Genomic DNA, 20526 nt, shown 5'->3' on the forward strand with positions numbered 1-20526 from the left:
GGCTCACGGCCGGCATGTGCAGCCTCGTCGCGCTCGCCTTCCTCATTCCGCTCGGGATCACCCTCGGCGACCAGGCACGCGACGCGAAGCTGGCCGACGCGGCCCGGCGCAGTGCCCTGGTCACCGGCGCGCTCGCGGTCAGCACCGAGCCTGAGGTGATCCGGCGGGCGGTGGCGGCCGCCGGCGACGACCGGACGCCGCGGCCGGTCGTACACGGGATCGGGGGCGACGAGTCCGGCGGCCGGGCGGATGCGGCGGCGCTGGCCCGGGCCGGTGCCGAGCGCCGCTCGACGGTCACCGACGTGCCCGGCGGCGTGCTGCGGCTGGACCCGGTGGTGCTCGGCGACCAGGTCGCCGTGGTGGAGGTCTTCGTCCCCGAGGCGGTGCTCGACGCGGGCTCCGGCCGGCGGTGGCTGCTGCTGCTCGCGGTGGCGGCGGCGCTGGTCGGGGCCGCCGTGATCGTGGTCGACCGGGTGGCCGCCCGCGCGGTGGACGCCACCGGCCAACTGGTCAAGGCGGCGATCGCGGTCGGCGACGGCGACGTCGGGGTACGCGTCGAACCGTCCGGCCCGCGGGAGCTGGCCGAGGCCGGGCACGCGTTCAACCGGATGGCGGAGCGCCTGGTCGCGCTCCGCGCCGACGAGCGCGAACTCGTCGCGGACCTCTCCCACCGGCTGCGTACCCCGCTGACCGCGCTGCGACTCGACGCCGAGGCGCTGGAGTCCGACGACACCAGCATCGGGACGTTCAGCGCGGCGGAGCTGGACCGCCGCCGGGGCATCCGGCGGATCCGCCAGGCCATCGTCACGCTGGAGGGCGAGGTCGACCAGCTGATCAAGACGACCCGGAAGGCGGTCAGCCAGGAGGCCGGGCCGGCCGCCTGCGACGTCAGCGAGGTGGTCCGGGACCGGATGATCTTCTGGTCGGCGCTGGCCGGCGACCAGAACCGGCCGCATCGCGTGGTCGGGGCGCAGCTGCGCATCCCCGCCCCGGTGGCCCGGGCTGAGCTGGCCGCCGCGCTCGACGCGGTGATCGGCAACGTCTTCCGCTACACCCCGCAGGGCACCGCCTTCGAGGTGGCGGTCAGCCGGCGGGACGGGTGGGTGGCGATCCGCATCGACGACGCCGGCCCGGGCATCGCCAACCCGGACCGGGCGCTGCGCCGGGGCGCTAGCGACCAGGGCTCCACCGGGCTGGGGCTGGACATCGCCAAGCGGGTCGCGCTGCAGGCCAACGGGTCGGTCAGCATCGACCGGGCCCGGCTCGGCGGGGCCAGCGTGGTGATGCTGCTGGCCGACCCGGAGGCGACGCCCCGGCCGGTCAACCGGTTCGGCCTGGTGGGACGGATGGCGCGGGACGCCCGGGAGCAGAAGACCCGCCGGCGCTGGCCCCGCCCGCGCTGAGGCGCTGGTTGTGGCCCGGCGCAAGTCTTCCTTAGGTGTGGATTAACGATGGTCGAACCACCCTCCGGTGCTGCCAGGATCGGAGACCGAACCCATCAGTCCCGTCGGCCGGGACGCCCCGTCACACCATCCGGCCGGTGGGGCCGTGCGCGCGGCGGGAGTCCGGTCCCCCACACCAACTCCCGTCGCGCGCCACTCCCCAGGGCCTAGCGCGTCGCGGCCGCCAGGTACGCGTCGATCTCGCCGCCGATCCGGGCCTGCTCGGCCGGCTCCAGGAACGAGGCGGTGACCGCGGCGCGGGCCAGCGCGGCGAGCCCGTCCGGGCCGAGGTGCAGCAGCCGGGCGGCGACCGCGTACTCGTCGTTGAGGGTGGTGCCGAACATCGGCGGGTCGTCGGAGTTGACGGTGACCAGCACCCCGGCCTCGACGAGCTGCGGCAGCGGGTGCTCGTCGAGGCTCGCCACCGCCCGGGTGCGGACGTTGGAGGTCGGGCACACCTCCAGCGGGATCCGCCGCTCGGCCAGGTGGGTGAGCAGTTCCGGGTCGAGCACGGCGGAGACGCCGTGGCCGATCCGCTCCGCGCCCAGCTCCCGCAGCGCGTCCCAGACGGTCTCCGGGCCGGTGGTCTCGCCGGCGTGCGGCACCGAACGCAGCCCGGCCGCCCGGGCCTGGTCGAAGTACGGCTTGAACTGCGGCCGCGGCACCCCGATCTCGGGGCCGCCCAGGCCGAAGCTGATCAACCCGTCCGGCCGCTCCTCCAGCGCGATCCGCAGGGTCTCCTCGGCGGCCGGCAGCCCGGCCTCGCCGGGGATGTCGAAGCACCAGCGCAGCGCGATGCCGAAGTCCACCTCGGCCCGCTTGCGGGCGTCCTCGATCGCCTCGCAGAACGCCTGCGCCGGGATCCCCCGGCGCACGTGCGAGTACGGCGTGACGGTCAGCTCGGCGTACCGGACCTGCTGCCGGGCCAGTTCCCGGGCCACCTCGTGGGTCAGGAGCCAGACGTCCTCGGGGTCGCGGATCAGGTCCACGACGCTGAGGTAGACCTCGATGAAGTGGGCGAAGTCGCGGAAGGCGAAGTAGTCGGCGAGCAGCTCCGGGTCGGCCGGGACCGGGCTGCGCCCCTCGTGCCGGGCGGCCAGCTCGGCGACGATCCGGGGCGAGGCGGAGCCGACGTGGTGCACGTGCAGCTCCACCTTGGGCAGTCCGGCGATGAACGTGGGCAGGTCGGTCACAGGTTCTCCTCGGCGCGGACGCCGGTATGGGCGACCACGAAGATCCGGCGGAACGGGAAGTACACCTGACCCTGCCGCACCGGGTACGCCTCGGCGAGCCGTACCCCCAGCTCGGCGCGGAAGTCGGCCCAGCCGGCGGGATCGAGCGCGGCCCGGACCGGGCGCAGCGCCGTCCCCTCCATCCAGCTCAACACCGGGTGGTCCGCGTCCGGGACGGCCGGAAGCAGGTGCACGTAGGTAGTTTCCCAGGCGTCGACCGCGCAGCCGGCACCGGCCAGCAGCGCGGCGTAGTCGACCGGGTCGTCCACGGGCGCCTCGCGCAGCAGCGGGGCGAGCGTGTCCCGCCACCGGTCCCGGCCGGCCACCTCGCGCAGCGCGCGGTGCGACGGGGCGGCGAAGTTGCCGGGCACCTGGAAGGCCAGCCACGCCCCGGACGGCAGCTCGGCGGCCCAGCGGGCGAGCAGCTCCTGGTGGCCGGGCACCCACTGGAGCACCGCGTTGCAGACCACCACATCCACGTCCGGCGCGGGACGCCAGGACCGGACGTCGCCGACGGCGAACGAGACCGGGGCGTCGAGCGCGCCCGCCCGGTCGATCATCTCCGGGGAGGAGTCGATCCCGCTCACCCGGGCCTGCGGCCAGCGTTCCGCCAGGGTGGCGGTGAGGAGGCCGGGGCCGCAGCCGAGGTCGACCACGGCCCGGGGACGCGTGGCCGGGACCCGGGCGACCAGGTCGTGGAAGGGGCGGGAACGCTCGTCGCCGTAGCGCAGGTAGGTGCTCGGGTCCCACATGACAGTTCTCCAAACCGTACGTACGTCTTGTTGGAGAGTACGGCCCGCCGCGCGGCTCGACAAGCCGCTCACTAGGCTTTCCCGGGTGGAACAGCGCAGCTTCGCCCGGCTCGGCCGGCAGGTGGGCATCGCCGGACTCGGCGCCTGGCAGCTCGGCGCCGACTGGGGTGAGGTCAGCGAGGACGCGGCGTTGGAGGTGCTCGCCGCCGCCGTGGCCGCCGGGGTCACCTTCCTGGACACCGCCGACGTGTACGGCGACGGCCGCAGCGAGCAGCGGATCGGCCGGTTCCTGCGCGAGCACCCCGGGCACGGGCTGACCGTGGCCACCAAGATGGGCCGGCGGGTGCCGCAGACCCCGGAGGCGTACACCCTGGACAACTTCCGGGCCTGGACCGACCGCTCCCGCGCCAACCTCGGGGTGGACACCCTCGACCTGGTGCAGCTGCACTGCCCGCCCAGCGCGGTCTTCGCCGACGACCGGGTCTTCGACGCGCTGGACACCCTGGTCGCCGAGCAGCGCGTCGCCGGGTACGGGGTCAGCGTCGAGACCTGCGACCAGGCGCTCACCGCCATCGCCCGCCCCGGCGTGGCGAGTGTGCAGATCATCCTCAACGCGGTGCGGCACAAGCCCCTGGAGCGGGTGCTGCCCGCCGCCGCGGCGGCCGGGGTCGGCATCATCGCCCGGGTGCCGCTGGCCAGCGGCCTGCTCTCCGGGCGGTACGACGAGCACACCACCTTCCCCGCGAACGACCACCGCACCTTCAACCGGCACGGCGAGTCGTTCGACGTCGGCGAGACCTTCTCCGGGGTGGACTACGACCTCGGCCTGGCCGCCGTACGCCGGCTCGCGCCGCTGGTCGGCGCCGACCGGACGATGGCTCAGTTCGCGCTCCGCTGGATCCTCGACCAGCCCGGCGTCACCGTGGTCATCCCCGGCGCGCGCAATGCCGAGCAGGCCCGGCGCAACGCCGCCGCGGCCGACCTGCCGCCGCTCGGCGCGGCGGAGCTGGCCGCCGTCCGCGAGACCTACGACGAGCTGATCCGGCCGCGGGTGCACGAGCGGTGGTGAGCCCGGCCCGCCGGGGCGTCGGCGCGGCGTCGCCGGGTCCCGGCATCGGCGGGCATGCTGGAGTCGGGCGGGCGTCGTCGGAGGGGGAACGATGAGGGGTTGGTTCCGGCTCACCGTGGGGCTGCTGGCCGTCGTGCTGGGCGCGGTCTGGACGCTGCAGGGACTGGGCTACGTGGACGGCAGCGTGATGACCGGCGAACGGATCTGGGTGGTCATCGGCCCGATCGTCGTCCTGATCGGACTCGTCGCGCTCTGGTTCGGGTTGCGGGCACGGCGCCGGCGTACCTGATCCACGCCCGGGCCAGGAACGCGGAAAGCCCCGCGTCCCGAGACGGGAAGCGGGGCTTTGATCTGCCGGCCGGCGCGGCCGGCAGATCCACGCTCAGAGGGGGCGGACCTGCTCGGCCTGCGGACCCTTCTGACCCTGGGCGATCTCGAACTCCACCCGCTGGTTCTCCTCCAGCGTGCGGTAGCCGCTGGTCTGGATGGCCGAGAAGTGGACGAACACGTCAGCACCCCCGCCGTCGACGGTGATGAAGCCGAAGCCCTTGTCAGCGTTGAACCACTTCACGGTTCCCTGCGCCATGTGTATCTCCTTCTAAAACTGGCGGCCGAGCACGCCGTGCGGCCGGTTGGCCGTTTTCGAGCAGCGGCGCCTGAGGCGGCCCCCGGAAGGAGACTTCTCTCAACCCACGCGTCTCTCAACAGCGTGAGACAGCAAACCACGTACGCAAAAACTCTGCACAGCCTACCCGACGAAATTCTCCGACATGTGACCTGACGGTTGCGGCCGCTCCACTGGCCGGGCTGTGCGGGCCGTGCGAAAGGCCCCCTTCCCGCGCTGGCGGAAAGGGGGTCTGCCGTGCGTAACTGGTCAGTCGGGCCAGTGGCCGGTGAGCCGCCGTACGCCGACCGCCCCGCCCCGGTCCACGGCGGCCCGGACGACCGCGAAGATCGCCCCCTGCAACGCCGCGGCGGCCAGGATCTCGCCCCAGCGCCGGTCCTCGTCGGTGGCGCTCGGCGCCTCGCCGTCGCCCGCCGTGATCCGCCAGACCTGCCGGAAGATGACCCCGGCGACCGTGCCGGCGGCCAGCCCGAGCAGCACCCCGACGGGCTTGTACGCCGCCTTGCCGATCCTGTTGCTCACCTACGCCTCCCGCGGACGATCAGCAGCACCACCACGGTCGCCACCGCGCCGGCCGCGACGGCCGCCCACGGCACCACCGCGCGGCCCTTCCCCGTCGTCCGAGCCCGGGCGAGCCGCGCCTTCCCGGCCGCCTGCTCCCGGGCGAACCGGGACTTCGCCGTCGCCTGCCCGCGCACCCGGGCCATGGCATGGGCGGCCTGCTCACGCATCCGCCCCTTCGCCTGCTCGGCCGACTCCCGCAGCCGGGCCTTCACGTCGGCCCGGGCGGCCAGCAGCTCCATCGTCTCACCCAACTCCACCCGGGTGCGGCGGATCTCCTCGCGGAGCGCCTCCACGTCGCCGCGTCCGTTGCCGGTCATCCCCGTCTCCCGTCCTTCACCGCCGCGGCGACCGTGTCGACGTCCGCCCGGACACTGCGGACGGTCGCCTGGGGCACCGGTGGGACGGCACGGCTGACCTGCGTCTTGCCGATCAGGGCGAGGATCCCGGCGAGCAGGAAGAGCGCCACCGCGACGATCAGGGCCGCCAGCCACGCGGGCAGGACCAGCGCCAGCGCCAGGATCACCGTGGCGACCAGCGCCCCGGCGCCGTAGAGGGCCATCACCCCGCCGCCGCCGAACAGACCGATCCCGATACCGGCGTGCTTGCCCTTGCGGGTCAGTTCCACCCGGGCCAGCGCCAGCTCGTCCCGGACCAGGCGGGAGACCTGCTCGGTGGCCCGCTGGATGAGCTCCGCGGTGGACGGCTCGCTCCCGGTCCGGGACGTGCTGCGGCTCGCGACGTCAGCCATGCTGTCCTCCTTTCCTCATCACCGCGCTGTATGCCCGGATTCGCCGCCCGTCAATCCTGCGCGGGACGGCCGGTCGGCCCGGCCGCGCGCCACCGGACGCCGGGCCACCGGATGGTGGACCCGAGCCGGGGCGTGCGCGGCGGGTCCCCCGAAACGGGCGGAACAAACGCACCGGGCGGAAGGTCTCGTGACAAGGCGACGGCGGCACGTGGCGCGGGTAGGCTCCGGCGCCCGTGGGCACCGCCGCACGCGCGGGAGCCCCCGGCGCCGGGGCGGCCGGGGGCTCCGGGGGCGGGCCGGGTCAGCTGCGGGCCTCGGCGGGCTCCTCCGGGCCGACGAAGACCTCGCTGCGGGCCTCGCCGTCGTCGCTGCCGCCGAAGACTCGCGCGTCGTCGGGCACCTCGGTCTCCGGCGGGCGGCGGGCCGGACGCGGGGACCGCACCGCCTGCCAGGGCAGCGCGCCGGCGGCGTCGCCCACCTCGGTGCGCAGCCGGGGCAGCGCGGCCGGCCGCTGGTCGCGTACCCAGGCCACCAGGTGCTCGCGGACCAGGCAGCGCAGGTCCCACAGGCTGCCGGCGTCGGCGGCGCTGACCAGGGCCCGGACCTTCACCATGCCGCCGGTGGCGTCGGTCACCTGGAGTACGCAGACCCGGCCGTCCCACAGCTCGGTGCTCTCGCAGAGCCGGCGCAGCTCCTCCCGCATCGCCTGGACCGGGATCCCCCAGTCCAGGTCGAACTCGGCGGTGCCGAGCACCGCCGCCTCGGTGCGGGTCCAGTTCTGGAACGGGGTGCGGGTGAAGTAGGAGGTGGGCAGGATCAGCCGCCGGTCGTCCCAGATCTGCACCACCACGTAGCTGAGGGTCAGCTCCTCGATCCGGCCCCACTCCCCCTCGACCACCACCACGTCGTCGAGGCGGACCGCGTCGCTGAAGGCGAGCTGGAGACCGGCGAAGACGTTGCCCAGCAGGCTCTGGGCGGCCAGCGCGGCGACCGCGGCCACCACGCCGGCGGAGGTCAGCACGCCGGCGCCGATGCCGCGCACCCCGGGGAAGGTCATCAGCAGCACGCCCACGGCCAGGATGACGATCACCGCGATGGTGAGTCGGCGGAGCATCACCACCTGGGTCCGTACCCGGCGGGCGTGCCGGTTGTTCGGCACGTCCACCCGGAACCGGGCCAGCGCGGTGTCCTCGACCACCACCAGCAGCGAGGCGACCAGCCAGGCCGTGGCGGCGATGAGGGCCAGCACGAGGGCGTGCAGGACGGTCTGGCGCCACGGGCTGCCGACCGCGTACAGGGTGCTGAAGCGGACGGCGAGCTGCACGGCGAGCGCGGTCGCGGCCACCTGGAACGGGCGGTGCGCGTGCTCGGTCAGCTCGGTCATCAGCACCGAACGCCGGCCCAGCCGGCGGGCCGCCCGGTGCACCACCTCGACCAGCAGCAGAGCGACCGCCGCCGCGGCGAGCGTGGCGACGGCCGTTTCGACATAGCTCTGCACGAAATCTCTCTCCCTCCCGCCGGGCAGGCTCGGACAAAGGGCCCATAATGCCCGACAGTCCAGGTATCGACCAGGATCAGACCCGGCGGTACCGCGACTGGAGGAAGCAGTAGATGCCGAAGCCGGCGATGCCGAGCGCGGCGAGCGCCAGCAGCACCGGCCCGTACGACTGGTCGCGCAGGGTGCGCAGGGCGGCGTCGAGGCCGCGGGCCTTCGCCGGGTCGTACTTCATCGCGGCCACGACGATCAGCAGGCCGGCGATGGCGAAGACGGCGCCCCGGGCGGCGTACCCGGCCATGCCGAGGCGGCGGGCCACGATACGTGCTTTCGGGGTCATCTGCCCGATCTTGAGGTTCCGCTCGAACTTCTTCTTCAGGCCGTACCCGATCATGCCGATCCCGACGGCGGCGAGCGCCAGGCCGGCCAGGCCGACCAGCCACCGGCCGCCGGCGCCGGCCATCAGCTTCGCGGTGAGCGCCTGCTGCTGGTCGGCGGCGTTGGCGCTCGCGTCCTCGAAGACCTTGACGGCGGTCCAGGCCAGCCAGACGAAGACGACGGTGCGCAGCACGGAGGCGACCCGCTCGAAGAGCCGCTCCCGGCCGCGCCGGCCCCGGTGGCCGATGGTCGCCTCGAACGCCTGCCAGGTCGCCATGGCGAACAGGCCGATCGCGATCGCCACCAGCAGGAACTTGCCGAGCGGCTGGGCGCCCAGGGTACGCAGGGCGCCGTTCTGGTTGCCCTCCTCCCCGGAGCGGCCGAAGGCGATCTGGAGCGCCAGCCAGGCGAAGAGCAGGTGCAGGATCCCGTAGCCGACGAATCCGGCCCGGGTCAACAGTTCGAGCCACCGGCTGTTGGCGGCGTGGGCGACGGCGGCTCCGGCGTTCCGGGTGAGTGACATGGCGGCACAATCTCCCGCCGCCATGGTCGTCAAACGTCGGCCGCCGCCGCCCGTGGCCGCTTGGTCAGCCGTTGGGGTTGCGGGCCACCCGGACGACGGCCTGCTCGTCGGTGAGGCTGTCCAGGCTCACCTGGAAGCCGCCGACCTCGGTGGCCTGCTGCCCGACGGTGAGCGAGAGCTGTTCTCCGGCCACCTCGACCGTCACCTGGTCACCCTGGGCGCCGACCAGCTTCGCCTCGACGCCGAGGATGTTGGCGCTGGCCTCGACGCCCCGGTCGAAGGTGACCGTGCAGGCGTCCAGCCCACAGTCGGTGGAGGCGCCCTCCGAGCTGCAACCGGCCAGCAGCGCGACGCCGAGTGCGAGGCCGGCCAGCAGGCCGGCGCCGCGACGGACGGGGGTCAGTGCGGGGGAAACGTGTCGGTTCGTCACCCGGCCAAGGGTACGAGACGACCACCACGCGACCACCCACGCGTGCGGTGCAAAGGAGGGGAGCCTTCACCCCACCAGGCGTCGCCAAGCGGCCGTTCCGCGCACGCTAGGGTCCCGAGCATGCCGTTCGACATCGCCCGGGTCCGGGCCGCCTACCCCGCGCTGACCGAGGGCTTCGCCCACTTCGACGGTGCCGGCGGCACCCAGACCGCCCGGCCGGTGATCGACGCGGTCGCCGCCGCGATGGGGGCCGCGACGGGCAACCGGAGCACCGCCTTCGTGCCCGGCCGGCGGTCGCTGGAGCTGGTCGCCGCCGCCCGCGCGGCGGTGGCGGACCTGACCGGCGCGCAGCCGGAGGGCGTGGTGCTCGGGCCGAGCGCCACGGCGCTGACGTACACCCTGGCCCGGACGCTCGGCGCGGGCTGGCGGCCGGGCGACGAGGTGGTGGTCTCCCGGCTGGACCACGACGCCAACGTCCGGCCGTGGGTGCAGGCGGCCGATGCCGCCGGCGCGACGGTGCGCTGGGCCGAGTTCGACCCGGCGACCGGCGAGCTGCCCGCGGGCCAGTACGCCGACCTGGTGGGCGAGCGCACCCGGCTGGTCGCGGTGACCGCCGGCAGCAACGCCATCGGCACCATCCCCGACGTCGCGGCGATCGCCAAGACCGCGCACGCGGCCGGCGCGCTGGTCTGCGTGGACGGCGTCCACGCGGTGCCGCACGGCCCGACCGACCTGACCTCGCTCGGCGCGGACTTCCTGGTCACCAGCGCCTACAAGTGGTCGGGCCCGCACCTGGCCGCGATGGTCGCCGACCCGGCGCGGTGGGCGGCGCTGCGGCCGGCGAAGCTGGTGCCCTCCTCCGACGCGGTCCCGGAACGGTTCGAGTACGGCACGCCGAGCTTCCCGCTGCTGGCCGGGGTGGCCGCCGCCGTGGACCACCTGGCCACCCTGGACGCCACGGCGGCCGGCAGCCGCCGGGACCGGGTCCGGGCCGGGCTGGCCGCCGCCCAGGCCCACGAGGAGGCGGTCTTCGAGCGGCTGCTCGCCGGGCTGGCCGCGCGGCCGGCGGTCACCGTGTACGGCTCCCCGGCCCGGCGCTGCCCCACCGTGTCGTTCCGGGTGGCCGGGCTGACCCCGGCGGAGACGGCGGCGGCGCTGGGCGCGGCCGGCGTCTGCCTCTCCTCCGGCGACTACTACGCCTACGAGTACTTCCAGACCATCGGGCTGCGGGACAGCGGCGGGGCGGTCCGGGCCAGCGTCTACCACTACAACACGGTCGACGAGGTGGACCGGTTGCTGGCCGAACTCGACCGGCTGGCCGGCACCGGGGAGACAATGACCGGGTGAGCTACCTGGTCGAGGACGACCCCGCCAAGCGCCGCTTCGAGATCCTGGTCGACGACGCACTGGCCGGGTTCACCGCGTACCAGCCGCGGAGCGGGATGCTGGTCCTGACGCACACCGAGGTGGACGAGCGCTACCGGGGCATGGGCGTGGGCGAGGCCCTGGTCCGGGGCGCCCTGGACCAGCTCCGCGAGCGGGGCGACCGGGTGGTGCCGCAGTGCCGCTTCGTGGCCAAGTTCATCCAACGCCACCCCGAGTACGCCGACCTGGTCGTCACCGAGCCGTAACGCCGGCCGAGCGGTCAGCGGGCGCCGGCGAGGAGTTCGGCGGCGGCGTACGCGGCCGCCCGGGTGGCGCCGTGGGTGGCCACGTGCACCGCGCCGGTGACCAGCTCGGGGACGCCCAGCTCGACCACCACCGCGTCGGGGCGGACCGCCAGCGCCCGGTCCACCGCCGCCCGCATCCACTCGTGCCGGTGCAGGTCCCGCACCACCAGCACCAGGGGGCGTCCGGCCGCCCCGCCGGCCGGGTCGGCCGGGGTCTCGCCCTCGGCGTACCGGGCGGCGGTGGTGGCGGCGACCAGCTCGGTCAGGGGTGCGGCGATCCCCCACGGGGTCTCCGCGCCGATGGCGATGTTGCGGGGCGGGGCGAACTCCACCACGTGCGCCGGGCCGGCCAGCGGTAGCACCCCGGCCGCCCCGGTGACCACGCGCACCGCCCGGCGGGCGGCGGCCAGTCCGATCGCCGAGCCGCCGGCGGCGCGGGCCACGGACGGCCGGTCGGCGAGGGCGGCGACCGTCCAGGCGGCGAGCTGGCCGACCCGCTTCGCCGCCTCGGCCAGCCGCTCCTCGGGCAGCTCGCCGGCGACCACGGCGGCGACGATGGCGTCGCGCAGCTCCGTGGCGGCCGCCTCGGTGGCCCGCTCCCCGCCCACGCAGATGGCGTCCGCGCCGGCGGCGAGGGCGCGTACGGCGGCTCCGGCGAAGCCGTACCGGTCGGCGACCGCCCGCATCTCCACCGCGTCGGTCACCACCACGCCCTGGAAGCCCAGTTCGTCGCGGAGCAGCCCGCTGAGGATGCGCGGGCTCAGCGTGGCCGGCAGCTGCGGATCCAGCGCCGGCACCAGCAGGTGCCCGGTCATCACCGCCTGCGCCCCGGCGGCCACCGCGGCCCGGAACGGGACCAGCTCGACCGCGTCCAGCCGGGCCCGGTCGCCGTCGATGCGGGGCAGGTCGTGGTGGGAGTCGACGTGGGTGTCCCCGTGGCCGGGGAAGTGCTTGGCGCAGGCGGCCACCCCGCCGGCCTGCAGTCCGCGTACCCAGGCGGCGGTGTGCCGGGCCACCAGGGCCGGGTCGGCGCCGAACGAGCGGACCCCGATGACCGGGTTGGCCGGGTTGGAGTTGACGTCGGCGTCCGGCGCGTAGTTGAGGCTGACGCCCACCGTGGCCAGTTCGGCGCCCAGGTCGCGGGCCACCTCCTCGGTCAGGCCCGGGTCGTCAACCGCGCCGAGGGCGAAGTTGCCGGGTCGCGAGCTGCCCCTGGCCGACTCGATCCGGGTGACGTCCCCCGCCTCCTCGTCGATCGCGACGATCACGTCGGGCCGCTCGGCGCGCAGCGCCGCGGTCAGGGCGGCGACCTGGTCATGGTCGACGACGTTGCGGGCGAAGAGGACCACCGACCCGAGCCCCGCACCGAGCCACCGGCGGACCCAGGCCGGCGGGGTGGTGCCGACGAACCCTGGTTGCAGGACGGCGGCGGCGAGACCCGCCAGGTCCCCGGTCGCTCGCTCGCTGCGCGCGCTCATGCCTTGTCGTACCCCCGTCTCCCCCACGGCCCGCCGCCTCCGGGCGGCGCTTGCCATGGTCACATCGCCTCCCGCAATAGTCAACAATCCTTACTGTTAGCGCCTGGCGCTCCCCGGCGCCGGAGTGGGAGAGTGCGACCATGCACCCCGCGCTGCTCGCCGACGCCACCACCGCCGCGGACATCCCCGGCGTACGCCTGCTCGGCCTGGTGGTGGGCGGCCTGCTCCTGCTGCTCGCCATCCGGGCGATGTTCCGCCGCTGATCGCCGGGACGCCCGGCGTTCGCGCGCCAGCTTCCCGGGTACGGCTCTCGTTGTCCGTACGGTGCGCCCGGCACCCGGCGAGGGGGAGAGATGAAGATCGGCTACTTCCTGTCCAGCGAGGAGTACGGCCCGGCGGAACTGCTCGCGCAGGCGCGCGGCGCCGAGCAGGCCGGCTTCGAAGCGCTGTGGATCGCCGACCACTACCACCCCTGGCTCGACGTGCAGGGCCAGAGCTCCTTCGTCTGGTCGACGATCGGCGCGCTCAGCCAGGTCTGCTCGCTGCCGGTGACCACCGCGGTCACCTGCCCGATCATGCGGATCCACCCGGCGCTGATCGCCCAGGCCGCGGCCACCAGCGCGGTGCTGCACTCCGGCCGGTTCGTGCTCGGCGTCGGCACCGGCGAGGCGCTCAACGAGCACATCCTCGGCGACCCCTGGCCGCAGATCGACCTCCGGCTGGAGATGCTGGAGGAAGCGGTCGAGGTGATGCGCAAGCTGTGGCGCGGTCGGTTCGTCAACCACTACGGCGAGCACTACACCGTCCAGCACGCCCGGATCTACACGCGTCCGGACACTCCCCCGCCGGTCTACCTGTCCGGCTTCGGTCCGAAGTCGATCGACCTGGCCGCCCGGATCGGCGACGGCTACATCAGCACGAAGCCCGACGCCGAACTGGTCCGGCGGTTCCGGGACAACGGCGGCGGCGACAAGCCGTGCCAGGCCGGCTTCAAGGCGGCGTACGCCGAGAGCGAGGACGAGGGCGCTCGGCTCGCGTACGAGAAGTGGCCGAACGAGGCCATGCCCGGCGAGCTGTCCCAGGTGCTCGCCTCGCCGCGCCACTTCGAGCAGGCCGCGCAGCTGGTCAAGCCGGCGATGATGAAGCAGGCGTTCGTCTGCGGCAACGACGCCGACGCCCACCTGGAGATGATCGACAATTACGCCAAGGCCGGCTACGACGAGCTCTACGTGACCAACACCGGCCCGCACTGGCAGGGCCTGCTCGACCTCTACCAGCGGGAGGTGCTGCCCGGGCTGCGCTGACGGGCCCGGCCCGTCAGGCTCAGTCGCCGGGCAGGACGCCGTGCAGCAGGGTGGCGACCAGGGCGTCGACCAGCTCGGCCGAGGGCTCCGGCGGCGGGCCGGACGGGTCGAGCAGCCGGCCGAGGACCAGATCGTGGCAGACCCCGACGACCAGCGTGGCCACCGCCTCCGGGCTGGCCGAGGCGGCGACCCGGCCCAGCCCCTGCTCCGCGCGGAGGTAGCCGGCGAGGTCCGCCCGCAGGCCCTGCCCGCCGTGGAGCGGGGTGGGCAGGTCGCCGAGGCGGGCCAGCAGCTTCGGCTGGGTGGTCAGCCCGGCGAAGGCCGGCAGGATCGCTGCGTGCAGCGCCAGCGATCGCTCCAGGTACGCGCGCAGGTTCGCCGCGACGGTCCCCTCTCCCGGCCGCGGGGGCACCCCGTCCAGCTCCGCCTCGACCGCCCGCACGTGCGCGTGCAACGCGTGTGCGAGCAGCTCCTCCTTGTCGGCGAAGTGGTTGTAGAGCACCCCGTCGGCGACCCCGGCCTCCCCGGCGATGTCCCGGACGGTCAGCCCCGCGGTGCCGCACCGGGCGACCAGTGCCCGGGCGGCGGCGACCAGGTGCTCCCGCAGGCTCTGCTCGCCGCCGCGCAGTGCCGCCGCTCGTCTCGGTGCCATGACCCGGGATCCTAGGGCGGCGGCCGGCGGTCAGTCGGGGCAGCGGGCGGTGACCAGCCAGGCCGCGTTGCGCAGGTGCACCCCGTCGGGCCCCTCGTGCGGGCGCATGGCCTCGGCCAGCGCGGCCCGGACCCGCTCGGTGACCGCCGGTTCGAGGGGACCGAGCTGGTGCTGGATCGGCCCCCAGCCGGCGAGGAAGTCGGCCGCGTCCGCCGCGTCCCGGCCCCACCGGCCCACCGCCTGCCGCGGGGCGCAGGCCACGTCGACGAAGCCGGCGTCGGCGAGCACGCCGCGGACGACGTCGGGGTCGGCGAAGGAGAGCGGCTCACCCGCGGCGGTGCCATCGGTGGCCGGCGGCGGCAGATGCGCGGCGGCGGACCCGAACACCGCGCCGAGGTCGCCCCGGCGGACGTCGTCGAGGCAGACGAAGGCGAGCCGACCGCCCGGGCGCAGCGCCCGGCGTACGTTGGCGAACGCGGCGACCGGGTCGGCGAAGAACATCACCCCGAACCGGCTCAGCGCGACGTGGAACCCGGCGGCCGGGAACGGGTGGACCTGGGCGTCGGCGCGGACGAAGTCCACGTTGTCCACGCCCTCGTCGGCCGCCGAAGCCCGGGCCCGCTCCAGCATTGGCGCGGAGAGGTCGATGCCGAACGCGTGCCCGGTGCCGGATCGCCGGGCGGCGAGCCGGGTGAGCTGGCCGTTGCCGCAGCCGATGTCGAGCACCCGGTCGCCGGGCCGGACCGCGGCGAGCAGCAGCTCGTTGAAGCCGATGTTGATGGCGTCGTAGCGGGCCTGGTGTGCGGCCCAGTGCCGTCCCTCGTACCCGTTCCAGGCCTGCTCCTGATGCTCGTTCACGATCGTCCCCACCGCGGCCTCCTTATGAACGACTGTTCATGAACGTACGTTCATCATGAATCCGACGCGGTGGCGCGTCAACACCCGGTCCGGTTTCGGCCGTGATCGGCGGGGGTATCTGCGGCCCCTGATGAAACGTTGTCCGTGCGCGTGGTGTCCGAACAGGACCTGCTAGGGCTGGACTAGCCTGACCCGGGCACGCCAGGCGTGCCCGTCGACAACACGACCACCACGGCGAAAGGGGCTTGATCGTGATCGAGCAGCCGGCGTACACCGGGTTCGGCTTCTCCGACGAGGAGTGGGGGCTGCTGGTCGGGCTGCCGCAGTCGGTCCTCACCGCGGCGAGCGCGGCCGAGTCCGACGGCTCTCGGCGCACCATGGCGGAGAACGCCGCCGGGCTGGAGTCCATCGCGGCCGGACGCGAGTCGGCCAGCCCGCTGGTGGCCGCCGTCGCCGGCGAGGTCGTCTCCCGCGTGGGCGACCCGGAGACCGGCGCGGAGCTCCCGATGATCGAGACCGCCGACCCGCAGGCGTTGATCGACGACGTGCTCGCCCGGGCCGCGCAGGCGTCGGCCCTGCTGGCCGGCAAGGTGGACGAGGGGCAGGCCGGAGCCTACCGGCACTGGCTGGTGGAGATCGCCGAGCAGGTGGTGGGCGCGGCCGCCAGCGGCGGCCTGCTGGGCCTCGGCGGCGAGGTGGTCAGCGACTCGGAGCGCCGGTTCCGGGACCGGCTGGCGCAGGTGTTGAACGACTGATCCACGGCGCCCCGCGCCTGCCCCGGCCCGTCGCCGGGAAACCGGCCGATCCAGGTGATGGGCGTACCGAGGGTGCGACACCTCGAACAGGCACGCATCGTCAACACTCGGGCGTCCGTAGTCAACTCGCAGCGGACATACTGATCGCGGGCCGGCGGCCGGGAGACCGGCGCGGCCCACTGGTAACGGGGGGCCGTGGCGTGGCGTCCGCGACAGGTTCGTCGCGGACGACCGCCCGGTGCCGGTGCTCCGCGACCCCGGCGGGACGGGCGAACCCCCGCCGGCCCTCGACGGCCATGCCGAACGCCGGCCCCGTCGTATCTCCCCCCAGGACCTCGCGGCGGGGCCGGTCAGCCCCCCTCCTCCAGCAGCCCCAGCACGGCCTGCTCCACCACGTGGCGCGGCATCTCCGGCTCCACCGGGGCCACCACCCCGTCGTGGTAGAGATCCACCACGCGCGGGTCCACGTAGGACGTGCGGGCCACGGTGGGCGTGTTGCCGAGCAGCTCGGCGACCGAGCGCATCACCGCCGCGACCGCCCGCTTGCGGGCCGTCGCCGAGCGCTCGCCGTCGGCCGCCGCGAGCTCGGTGGCCGCCAACACGGTGGCGTGCCAGGTACGGAAGTCCTTGGCGGTCATCTCCCCACCGCTGGCGTCCCGCAGATAGTCGTTGACCTCGTCGCTGCGCACGTCCCGCCAGAGCCGGCCGTCCCAGTAGCCGAACAGCCGCTCCTCGTTCCGCCGCCGACGCCGCAGGCTGGTCAGCACCCGGCACAGCTCGGCGTCCTCGATCCGGCGTACCTGCTCGATGCCGCCCTTCGCCGGGAACTCGAAGACCACGCAGCCGCCCCGGGAGCGGGCGTGCTCGGGGCGCAGGGTGGAGACGCCGAAGGTGGGGTCGTCGCCGGTCGCGTACTGGTCGCTGCCGACCCGGAACGTGCCCATGTCCAACAGCCGGGCGACGGTGGCGAGGACGCGTTCCCGGCGGAGCCCACGCAGCGCCAGGTCCTGGTCGACCCGGTCGCGCAGCATCGGCAGCCGGTGGGCCACCTCCAGCACGTGGTCGAACTTGGCCTCGTCCCGCTTCTGCCGCCACTGCGGGTGATAGAGATACTGCTTGCGCCCGGCCGCGTCGATGCCGGTGGCCTGGATGTGCCCGTTCGGAAACGGCGAGATCCACACGTCCTGCCAGGCCGGCGGGATGACGAGGTCGCGCAGCCGGGCCAGCTCGTCGGGGTCGCGGACCGGCGCGCCCTCCGGGTCGACGAAGAGCCAGCCCTTGCCGCGCCGCCGACGTCCGTACCCCGGCCGGCCCGGATCACTACGCCGCAATCGCACCGGACACCCGCACCGCCCGTTCCGCCTCGTCCACGGCGGCCAGCACCTCGTCCACCGAGATGGCCGCCAACAGTGGCTGAGTACCTACCCCGCCGGGGCCGTTCCGACGCCGGTCGGACGCCCCCCGGCGGGTGACGTCCAGCACCCGGTGTCGGGGCCGGTCCGGCGGCGGCCCCCAGTGCTCCGGCGGCACCGGCCCGAAGAGCACCACCGAGGCGGTGCCGTACCCGGTGGCCAGGTGGGCCACCCCGGTGTCCCCGCTGACCACCAGCCGGGCGTCGGCGACCAGGGCGGCCAGCTCGGCCAGGTCGGTCCGGCCGGCGAGCACCACGTCCGGCGGCAGCCCGGCGTCCCGGGCGATCCGGGCGGACAGCTCCCGCTCGCCGGTCGAGCCGGTGAGCACCACCCGGTGACCGCGGTCGGTGAGGGTCCGGGCGAGCGCCGCGAAGCGCTCCGCCGGCCAGCGCTTCGCCGGGATCTTGCTGCCCGGGTGCAGCACGGTGGCGCCGGAGGGCAGCCCGGCGGCCGGCGGGCGGCGCAGCGCCAGGTCGCCCGGGTCGGCCGGCAGGCCGTACCAGTGCAGCAGCCGGCACCAGCGGCGTACCTCGTGCTCGTCGTCGTCCCACCGCGGTCCGTCGACGTGCCCGGCGTCGCCGTTGGCGAAGGCGAGCAGCCGGCCGGGCCGGGCGGCGGCGAGCATCCGGTGCGATCGCGGACCCCGCCCGTGCAGGTTGACCGCCACCGCGGGCTTCGGGCCCGGCCAGGTGGGCGGGGCGGCCAGCCCGTCGGTGGGCAGCACCCGGTCGACCCCGCCGACCAGGTCGGCCAGCGGCGCCAGCCAGGCCGGCGCGGCCAGCACCAGCTCGCGGTCGGGGAAGCCGGCCCGCAGGCCGCGCAGCGCCGGGACGGCGGTGGCCAGGTCGCCGACCCCGAGCGCGCGGAGCACGAGGATCACGGGTACGACGACTCCTGCTCGGCGCAGACCACCATCTCCCGTACGGCGCAGCCGGGCGGCTGGGAGAGGGCGAACATGATCGCGGCTGCGGTGTCGGCGGGTTCGTTGAGCGCCGCGTCGGGACCGGGCCGGTACTGCGCGTCGCGTTCGTCGAAGAAGGCGGTGCGCATGCCGCCGGGGATGAGCAGGGTGACGCCGACCGAGCCGGCCAGTTCGGCGGCGAGCGCCCGGGTGAAGCCGACCACCCCGAACTTCGCCGCGCAGTACGCGGTGGCGTCGCTGACCGCCTTGACCCCGAGGGTGGAGGCGACCGTGACGATGGTCCCCCGGGAGGCCTCCAGGTACGGCAGCGCGGCCCGGATCACCGCGGCTGTGGCGAGCAGGTCGACCGCCACGATCCGTTCCCAGGTCTCGCCCGGGAGGTCGGCCAGCCGGCCCGGCACGTCCGTGCCGGCGGCGGTGACCACGGCGTCCAGCCCGCCGGACCGCTCCGCCAGGTCCCGGGTGGCGGCCTCGGCGGCCCGGGTGTCGGCCAGGTCGCACTCGACCCACGGCACGCCGTCCGCGGGACGCTGCCGGTCCAGCACGAGCGGACGGCCCCCGGCGCGGGCCACCGCGGTGACCACCGCCGCGCCCAGCCCGCTCGCCCCGCCGGTGACCAGGACGGTGGGGCCGGCCCCGGGTGGACTGCTGCTCATGCCGCCCCCTCGCTCCGCTCCGTGCCGCCATGCGGCAGCGCCGCACTGCGTCGATGATTCGTGCCCCCTCCGCCGCCGGCCGGGTGACCGCCGCCGGGTGCACCCGGGGCGCCCGCGACGCCGGGTGGGACGGCCGAGCGGCGCCCGGCGCGGGCCGCCGCGATCATGTCGGTGGTGGACCGCCCGTCCAGGTACGGCACGACCACCGTGTGCCCGCCCCAGCGGGCCAGGATCTCCGCCTCGGGCAGGGTCTCCGCGCCGCCACCGGTGGCGTAGTCGCCGCCCTTGACCCAGATGTCCGGCCGCAGCCAGGACAGGGCCGCGTGCGGCGTCGGCTCGTCGAAGATCAGCACCGCGTCCACGCAGCCCAGCGCGGCGAGCAGCCGGCCGCGGTCGCCCTGCGGCACGACCGGGCGCTCTGGGCCCTTCAGGCCGGCCACGCTGGCGTCGGAGTTGAGGCAGACGACGAGGCAGTCGCCGAGCTGCCGGGCCGCCTGGAGGGTCGCCACGTGCCCGGCGTGCAGCAGGTCAAAGCAGCCGCCGGTGGCCACCACGGTGCCGCCGGCGGCCCGTACCTCGGCGACCACCGCGGCGGCGGCGGCCACGCCGATCCGGTCCCCGCCGCCGGCGACCACCACCGGCGGGGCGTCGCGGACCGGGGCGGGCAGCGCGGTGGCCACTCCCCCGCCGGACACGTACGCGGACGCCTCGGCCACCGCCGCCTGCACCGCCTCGGAGACCAGCGCGCCATCCGCCAGGGCGCGGGCGGCCGTCGCCGCGAACCGGTCCCCCGCCCCGCAGGTGTCCCCCTCGGCGATGGCCGGCGCGGGGACCACCAGGGGGGTCGAGCCGGCGTGGCAGAGCAGGGCGCCCTCCCCGCCCATGGTCACCGCGATCGCCCCGGCCTGCCAGCGCTGGCGCAGGGACTGGGCGCTCCGGGACGCGGTCACCAGCCGGGACCCGCCCGGCCGTACCTTGGCTAGCTCGCGGGCCTCGGCCTCGTTCGGGGTGGCCAGGTGCACCCCGGGCACCGCCTCCGGTCCGCGCGGGTGCGGGTCCCACACCACGGGCGCGCGGGTGGCGGCGAGCGCGGCCCGCAGCGCCGGATCCCGGGCGACACCTCGGCCGTAGTCGCTGACCAGCACCACCGCGGCGTCGGCGATCAGCCGCAGCACCGCCTCGCTCGGCTCGCCGGGCTCGCCGGCCAGCCCGCCGCGGTCGTGCCGCAACAGCACCCGGCCCCGGGCCCGCAGCCGGATCTTCTCCGGGGTGGCGCCGGCCAGCGGCAGCCCGTACAGCTGCACGCCGGCGGCGGCGAGCAGCGTGCCGAGCCGGGCCCCGCCGGCGTCGTCGGCGACCGCGGTGACCAGCGCGACCTCGGCGCCCTCGGCGGCGGCGAAGACCGCGGCCAGGCCGGCGCCGCCCGGACGGTCGACGTACGTGCTCTCGTCGAGCACCGGCACGGGCGAGTCCGGGCAGAGCCGGTTCACCGTGCCCTCGACGTCCCGGTCCAGCAGGGTGTCACCGATCACCACCACGGGTCCCGTCACGTTGGACCTCC

At 75.2% G+C, this 20526-nt stretch carries 24 protein-coding genes; 8 read left to right on the forward strand and 16 right to left on the reverse strand.

All coding sequences use genetic code 11. The annotated features are described in order from the left end of the window. Nucleotides 1–14 precede the first annotated feature (14 nt). Nucleotides 15–1403, forward strand: a complete 1389-nt coding sequence (locus tag FXF52_RS05165; protein WP_148794095.1) for a HAMP domain-containing sensor histidine kinase — start codon at nt 15–17, stop codon at nt 1401–1403. 206 nt (nt 1404–1609) lie between these two features. Here the strand turns inward: FXF52_RS05165 and FXF52_RS05170 are convergent, their stop codons facing one another. After that, complete coding sequence (locus tag FXF52_RS05170) at nt 1610–2635, reverse strand: adenosine deaminase (protein ID WP_148794096.1); 1026 nt, start codon at nt 2633–2635, stop codon at nt 1610–1612. After that, complete coding sequence (locus FXF52_RS05175) at nt 2632–3426, reverse strand: trans-aconitate 2-methyltransferase (RefSeq protein ID WP_148794097.1); 795 nt, start codon at nt 3424–3426, stop codon at nt 2632–2634. The genes FXF52_RS05170 and FXF52_RS05175 overlap by 4 nt, the downstream gene beginning before the upstream one ends. 85 nt (nt 3427–3511) lie before the next feature. Here FXF52_RS05175 and FXF52_RS05180 point away from each other — a divergent pair, with 85 nt between their 5' ends. Beyond that, entirely contained in the window at nt 3512–4495 is a 984-nt protein-coding gene (locus FXF52_RS05180; protein WP_148794098.1) for an aldo/keto reductase, read from the forward strand. Nucleotides 4496–4586: 91 nt separating this feature from the next. Further along, on the forward strand, nt 4587–4784 hold the full coding sequence (locus tag FXF52_RS05185) for a hypothetical protein (RefSeq protein ID WP_148794099.1): 198 nt from the start codon (nt 4587–4589) through the stop codon (nt 4782–4784). Between the two features lie 93 nt (nt 4785–4877). Here FXF52_RS05185 and FXF52_RS05190 read toward each other — a convergent pair whose 3' ends face one another. The 7 genes from FXF52_RS05190 to FXF52_RS05220 form a co-directional block, all read right to left on the reverse strand. Further along, entirely contained in the window at nt 4878–5081 is a 204-nt protein-coding gene (locus tag FXF52_RS05190) for a cold-shock protein (protein ID WP_011905669.1), read from the reverse strand. A gap of 288 nt (nt 5082–5369) precedes the next feature. Next, a complete protein-coding gene (locus FXF52_RS05195; RefSeq protein ID WP_148794100.1) occupies nt 5370–5642 on the reverse strand; it encodes a DUF4235 domain-containing protein in 273 nt (90 codons plus the stop codon). Then, entirely contained in the window at nt 5639–6001 is a 363-nt protein-coding gene (locus tag FXF52_RS05200; RefSeq protein WP_148794101.1) for a DUF3618 domain-containing protein, read from the reverse strand. The genes FXF52_RS05195 and FXF52_RS05200 overlap by 4 nt, the downstream gene beginning before the upstream one ends. Then, nucleotides 5998–6432: a phage holin family protein gene (locus FXF52_RS05205; RefSeq protein ID WP_148794102.1), complete on the reverse strand. Its 435-nt coding sequence runs from the start codon at nt 6430–6432 to the stop codon at nt 5998–6000. The genes FXF52_RS05200 and FXF52_RS05205 overlap by 4 nt, the downstream gene beginning before the upstream one ends. 301 nt (nt 6433–6733) lie before the next feature. Further along, nucleotides 6734–7930: a mechanosensitive ion channel family protein gene (locus FXF52_RS05210; RefSeq protein ID WP_148794103.1), complete on the reverse strand. Its 1197-nt coding sequence runs from the start codon at nt 7928–7930 to the stop codon at nt 6734–6736. Nucleotides 7931–8006: 76 nt separating this feature from the next. Continuing rightward, on the reverse strand, nt 8007–8828 hold the full coding sequence (locus FXF52_RS05215) for a DUF1206 domain-containing protein (protein ID WP_148794104.1): 822 nt from the start codon (nt 8826–8828) through the stop codon (nt 8007–8009). Between the two features lie 64 nt (nt 8829–8892). Continuing rightward, the gene (locus FXF52_RS05220) at nt 8893–9258 is read right to left on the reverse strand and encodes a hypothetical protein (protein ID WP_148794105.1); all 366 of its coding nucleotides are present in this window, start codon (nt 9256–9258) and stop codon (nt 8893–8895) included. A gap of 120 nt (nt 9259–9378) precedes the next feature. On the opposite strand from FXF52_RS05220, the gene FXF52_RS05225 reads away from it, so the two are divergent. Then, complete coding sequence (locus FXF52_RS05225; protein ID WP_148794106.1) at nt 9379–10605, forward strand: cysteine desulfurase-like protein; 1227 nt, start codon at nt 9379–9381, stop codon at nt 10603–10605. Then, the gene (locus FXF52_RS05230; protein ID WP_148794107.1) at nt 10602–10889 is read left to right on the forward strand and encodes a GNAT family N-acetyltransferase; all 288 of its coding nucleotides are present in this window, start codon (nt 10602–10604) and stop codon (nt 10887–10889) included. The genes FXF52_RS05225 and FXF52_RS05230 overlap by 4 nt, the downstream gene beginning before the upstream one ends. A gap of 14 nt (nt 10890–10903) precedes the next feature. Here the strand turns inward: FXF52_RS05230 and FXF52_RS05235 are convergent, their stop codons facing one another. Continuing rightward, entirely contained in the window at nt 10904–12406 is a 1503-nt protein-coding gene (locus tag FXF52_RS05235) for a glycoside hydrolase family 3 protein (RefSeq protein WP_148794108.1), read from the reverse strand. Nucleotides 12407–12546: 140 nt separating this feature from the next. Between FXF52_RS05235 and FXF52_RS42860 the strand changes: the two genes are divergently transcribed. Next, nucleotides 12547–12669: a hypothetical protein gene (locus FXF52_RS42860; RefSeq protein ID WP_255471749.1), complete on the forward strand. Its 123-nt coding sequence runs from the start codon at nt 12547–12549 to the stop codon at nt 12667–12669. Between the two features lie 90 nt (nt 12670–12759). Next, the gene (locus tag FXF52_RS05240; protein WP_148794109.1) at nt 12760–13710 is read left to right on the forward strand and encodes a TIGR03557 family F420-dependent LLM class oxidoreductase; all 951 of its coding nucleotides are present in this window, start codon (nt 12760–12762) and stop codon (nt 13708–13710) included. A 19-nt stretch (nt 13711–13729) separates the two neighbouring features. On the opposite strand, the gene FXF52_RS05245 is transcribed toward FXF52_RS05240, so the two are convergent. Together FXF52_RS05245 and FXF52_RS05250 are read right to left on the reverse strand one after the other, a co-directional pair. Beyond that, nucleotides 13730–14362, reverse strand: a complete 633-nt coding sequence (locus FXF52_RS05245) for a TetR/AcrR family transcriptional regulator (protein ID WP_148794110.1) — start codon at nt 14360–14362, stop codon at nt 13730–13732. Between the two features lie 30 nt (nt 14363–14392). Then, nucleotides 14393–15232, reverse strand: a complete 840-nt coding sequence (locus tag FXF52_RS05250; protein ID WP_148794111.1) for a class I SAM-dependent methyltransferase — start codon at nt 15230–15232, stop codon at nt 14393–14395. Nucleotides 15233–15471: 239 nt separating this feature from the next. On the opposite strand from FXF52_RS05250, the gene FXF52_RS05255 reads away from it, so the two are divergent. Continuing rightward, nucleotides 15472–15975: a hypothetical protein gene (locus FXF52_RS05255; protein WP_148794112.1), complete on the forward strand. Its 504-nt coding sequence runs from the start codon at nt 15472–15474 to the stop codon at nt 15973–15975. A gap of 350 nt (nt 15976–16325) precedes the next feature. On the opposite strand, the gene FXF52_RS05260 is transcribed toward FXF52_RS05255, so the two are convergent. From FXF52_RS05260 to FXF52_RS05275, 4 genes are read right to left on the reverse strand one after another with little or no spacing between them, the layout of a single operon-like run. Beyond that, nucleotides 16326–17312 carry a DNA topoisomerase IB gene (locus FXF52_RS05260; protein ID WP_148794113.1) on the reverse strand — a complete coding sequence of 329 codons (987 nt, stop codon included), beginning with the start codon at nt 17310–17312 and terminating at the stop codon, nt 16326–16328. Continuing rightward, complete coding sequence (locus tag FXF52_RS05265; RefSeq protein ID WP_148794114.1) at nt 17296–18267, reverse strand: glycosyltransferase family 9 protein; 972 nt, start codon at nt 18265–18267, stop codon at nt 17296–17298. Before FXF52_RS05265 ends, FXF52_RS05260 begins: the two co-directional genes overlap by 17 nt. Further along, nucleotides 18264–18965: an SDR family oxidoreductase gene (locus FXF52_RS05270; RefSeq protein WP_148794115.1), complete on the reverse strand. Its 702-nt coding sequence runs from the start codon at nt 18963–18965 to the stop codon at nt 18264–18266. The genes FXF52_RS05265 and FXF52_RS05270 overlap by 4 nt, the downstream gene beginning before the upstream one ends. After that, on the reverse strand, nt 18962–20500 hold the full coding sequence (locus FXF52_RS05275) for a PfkB family carbohydrate kinase (protein ID WP_370517880.1): 1539 nt from the start codon (nt 20498–20500) through the stop codon (nt 18962–18964). The genes FXF52_RS05270 and FXF52_RS05275 overlap by 4 nt, the downstream gene beginning before the upstream one ends. Nucleotides 20501–20526: the final 26 nt, after the last annotated feature.

Origin of the sequence: Micromonospora sp. MP36 (assembly GCF_008119785.1) — a bacterium.
GTDB lineage: Bacteria > Actinomycetota > Actinomycetes > Mycobacteriales > Micromonosporaceae > Micromonospora.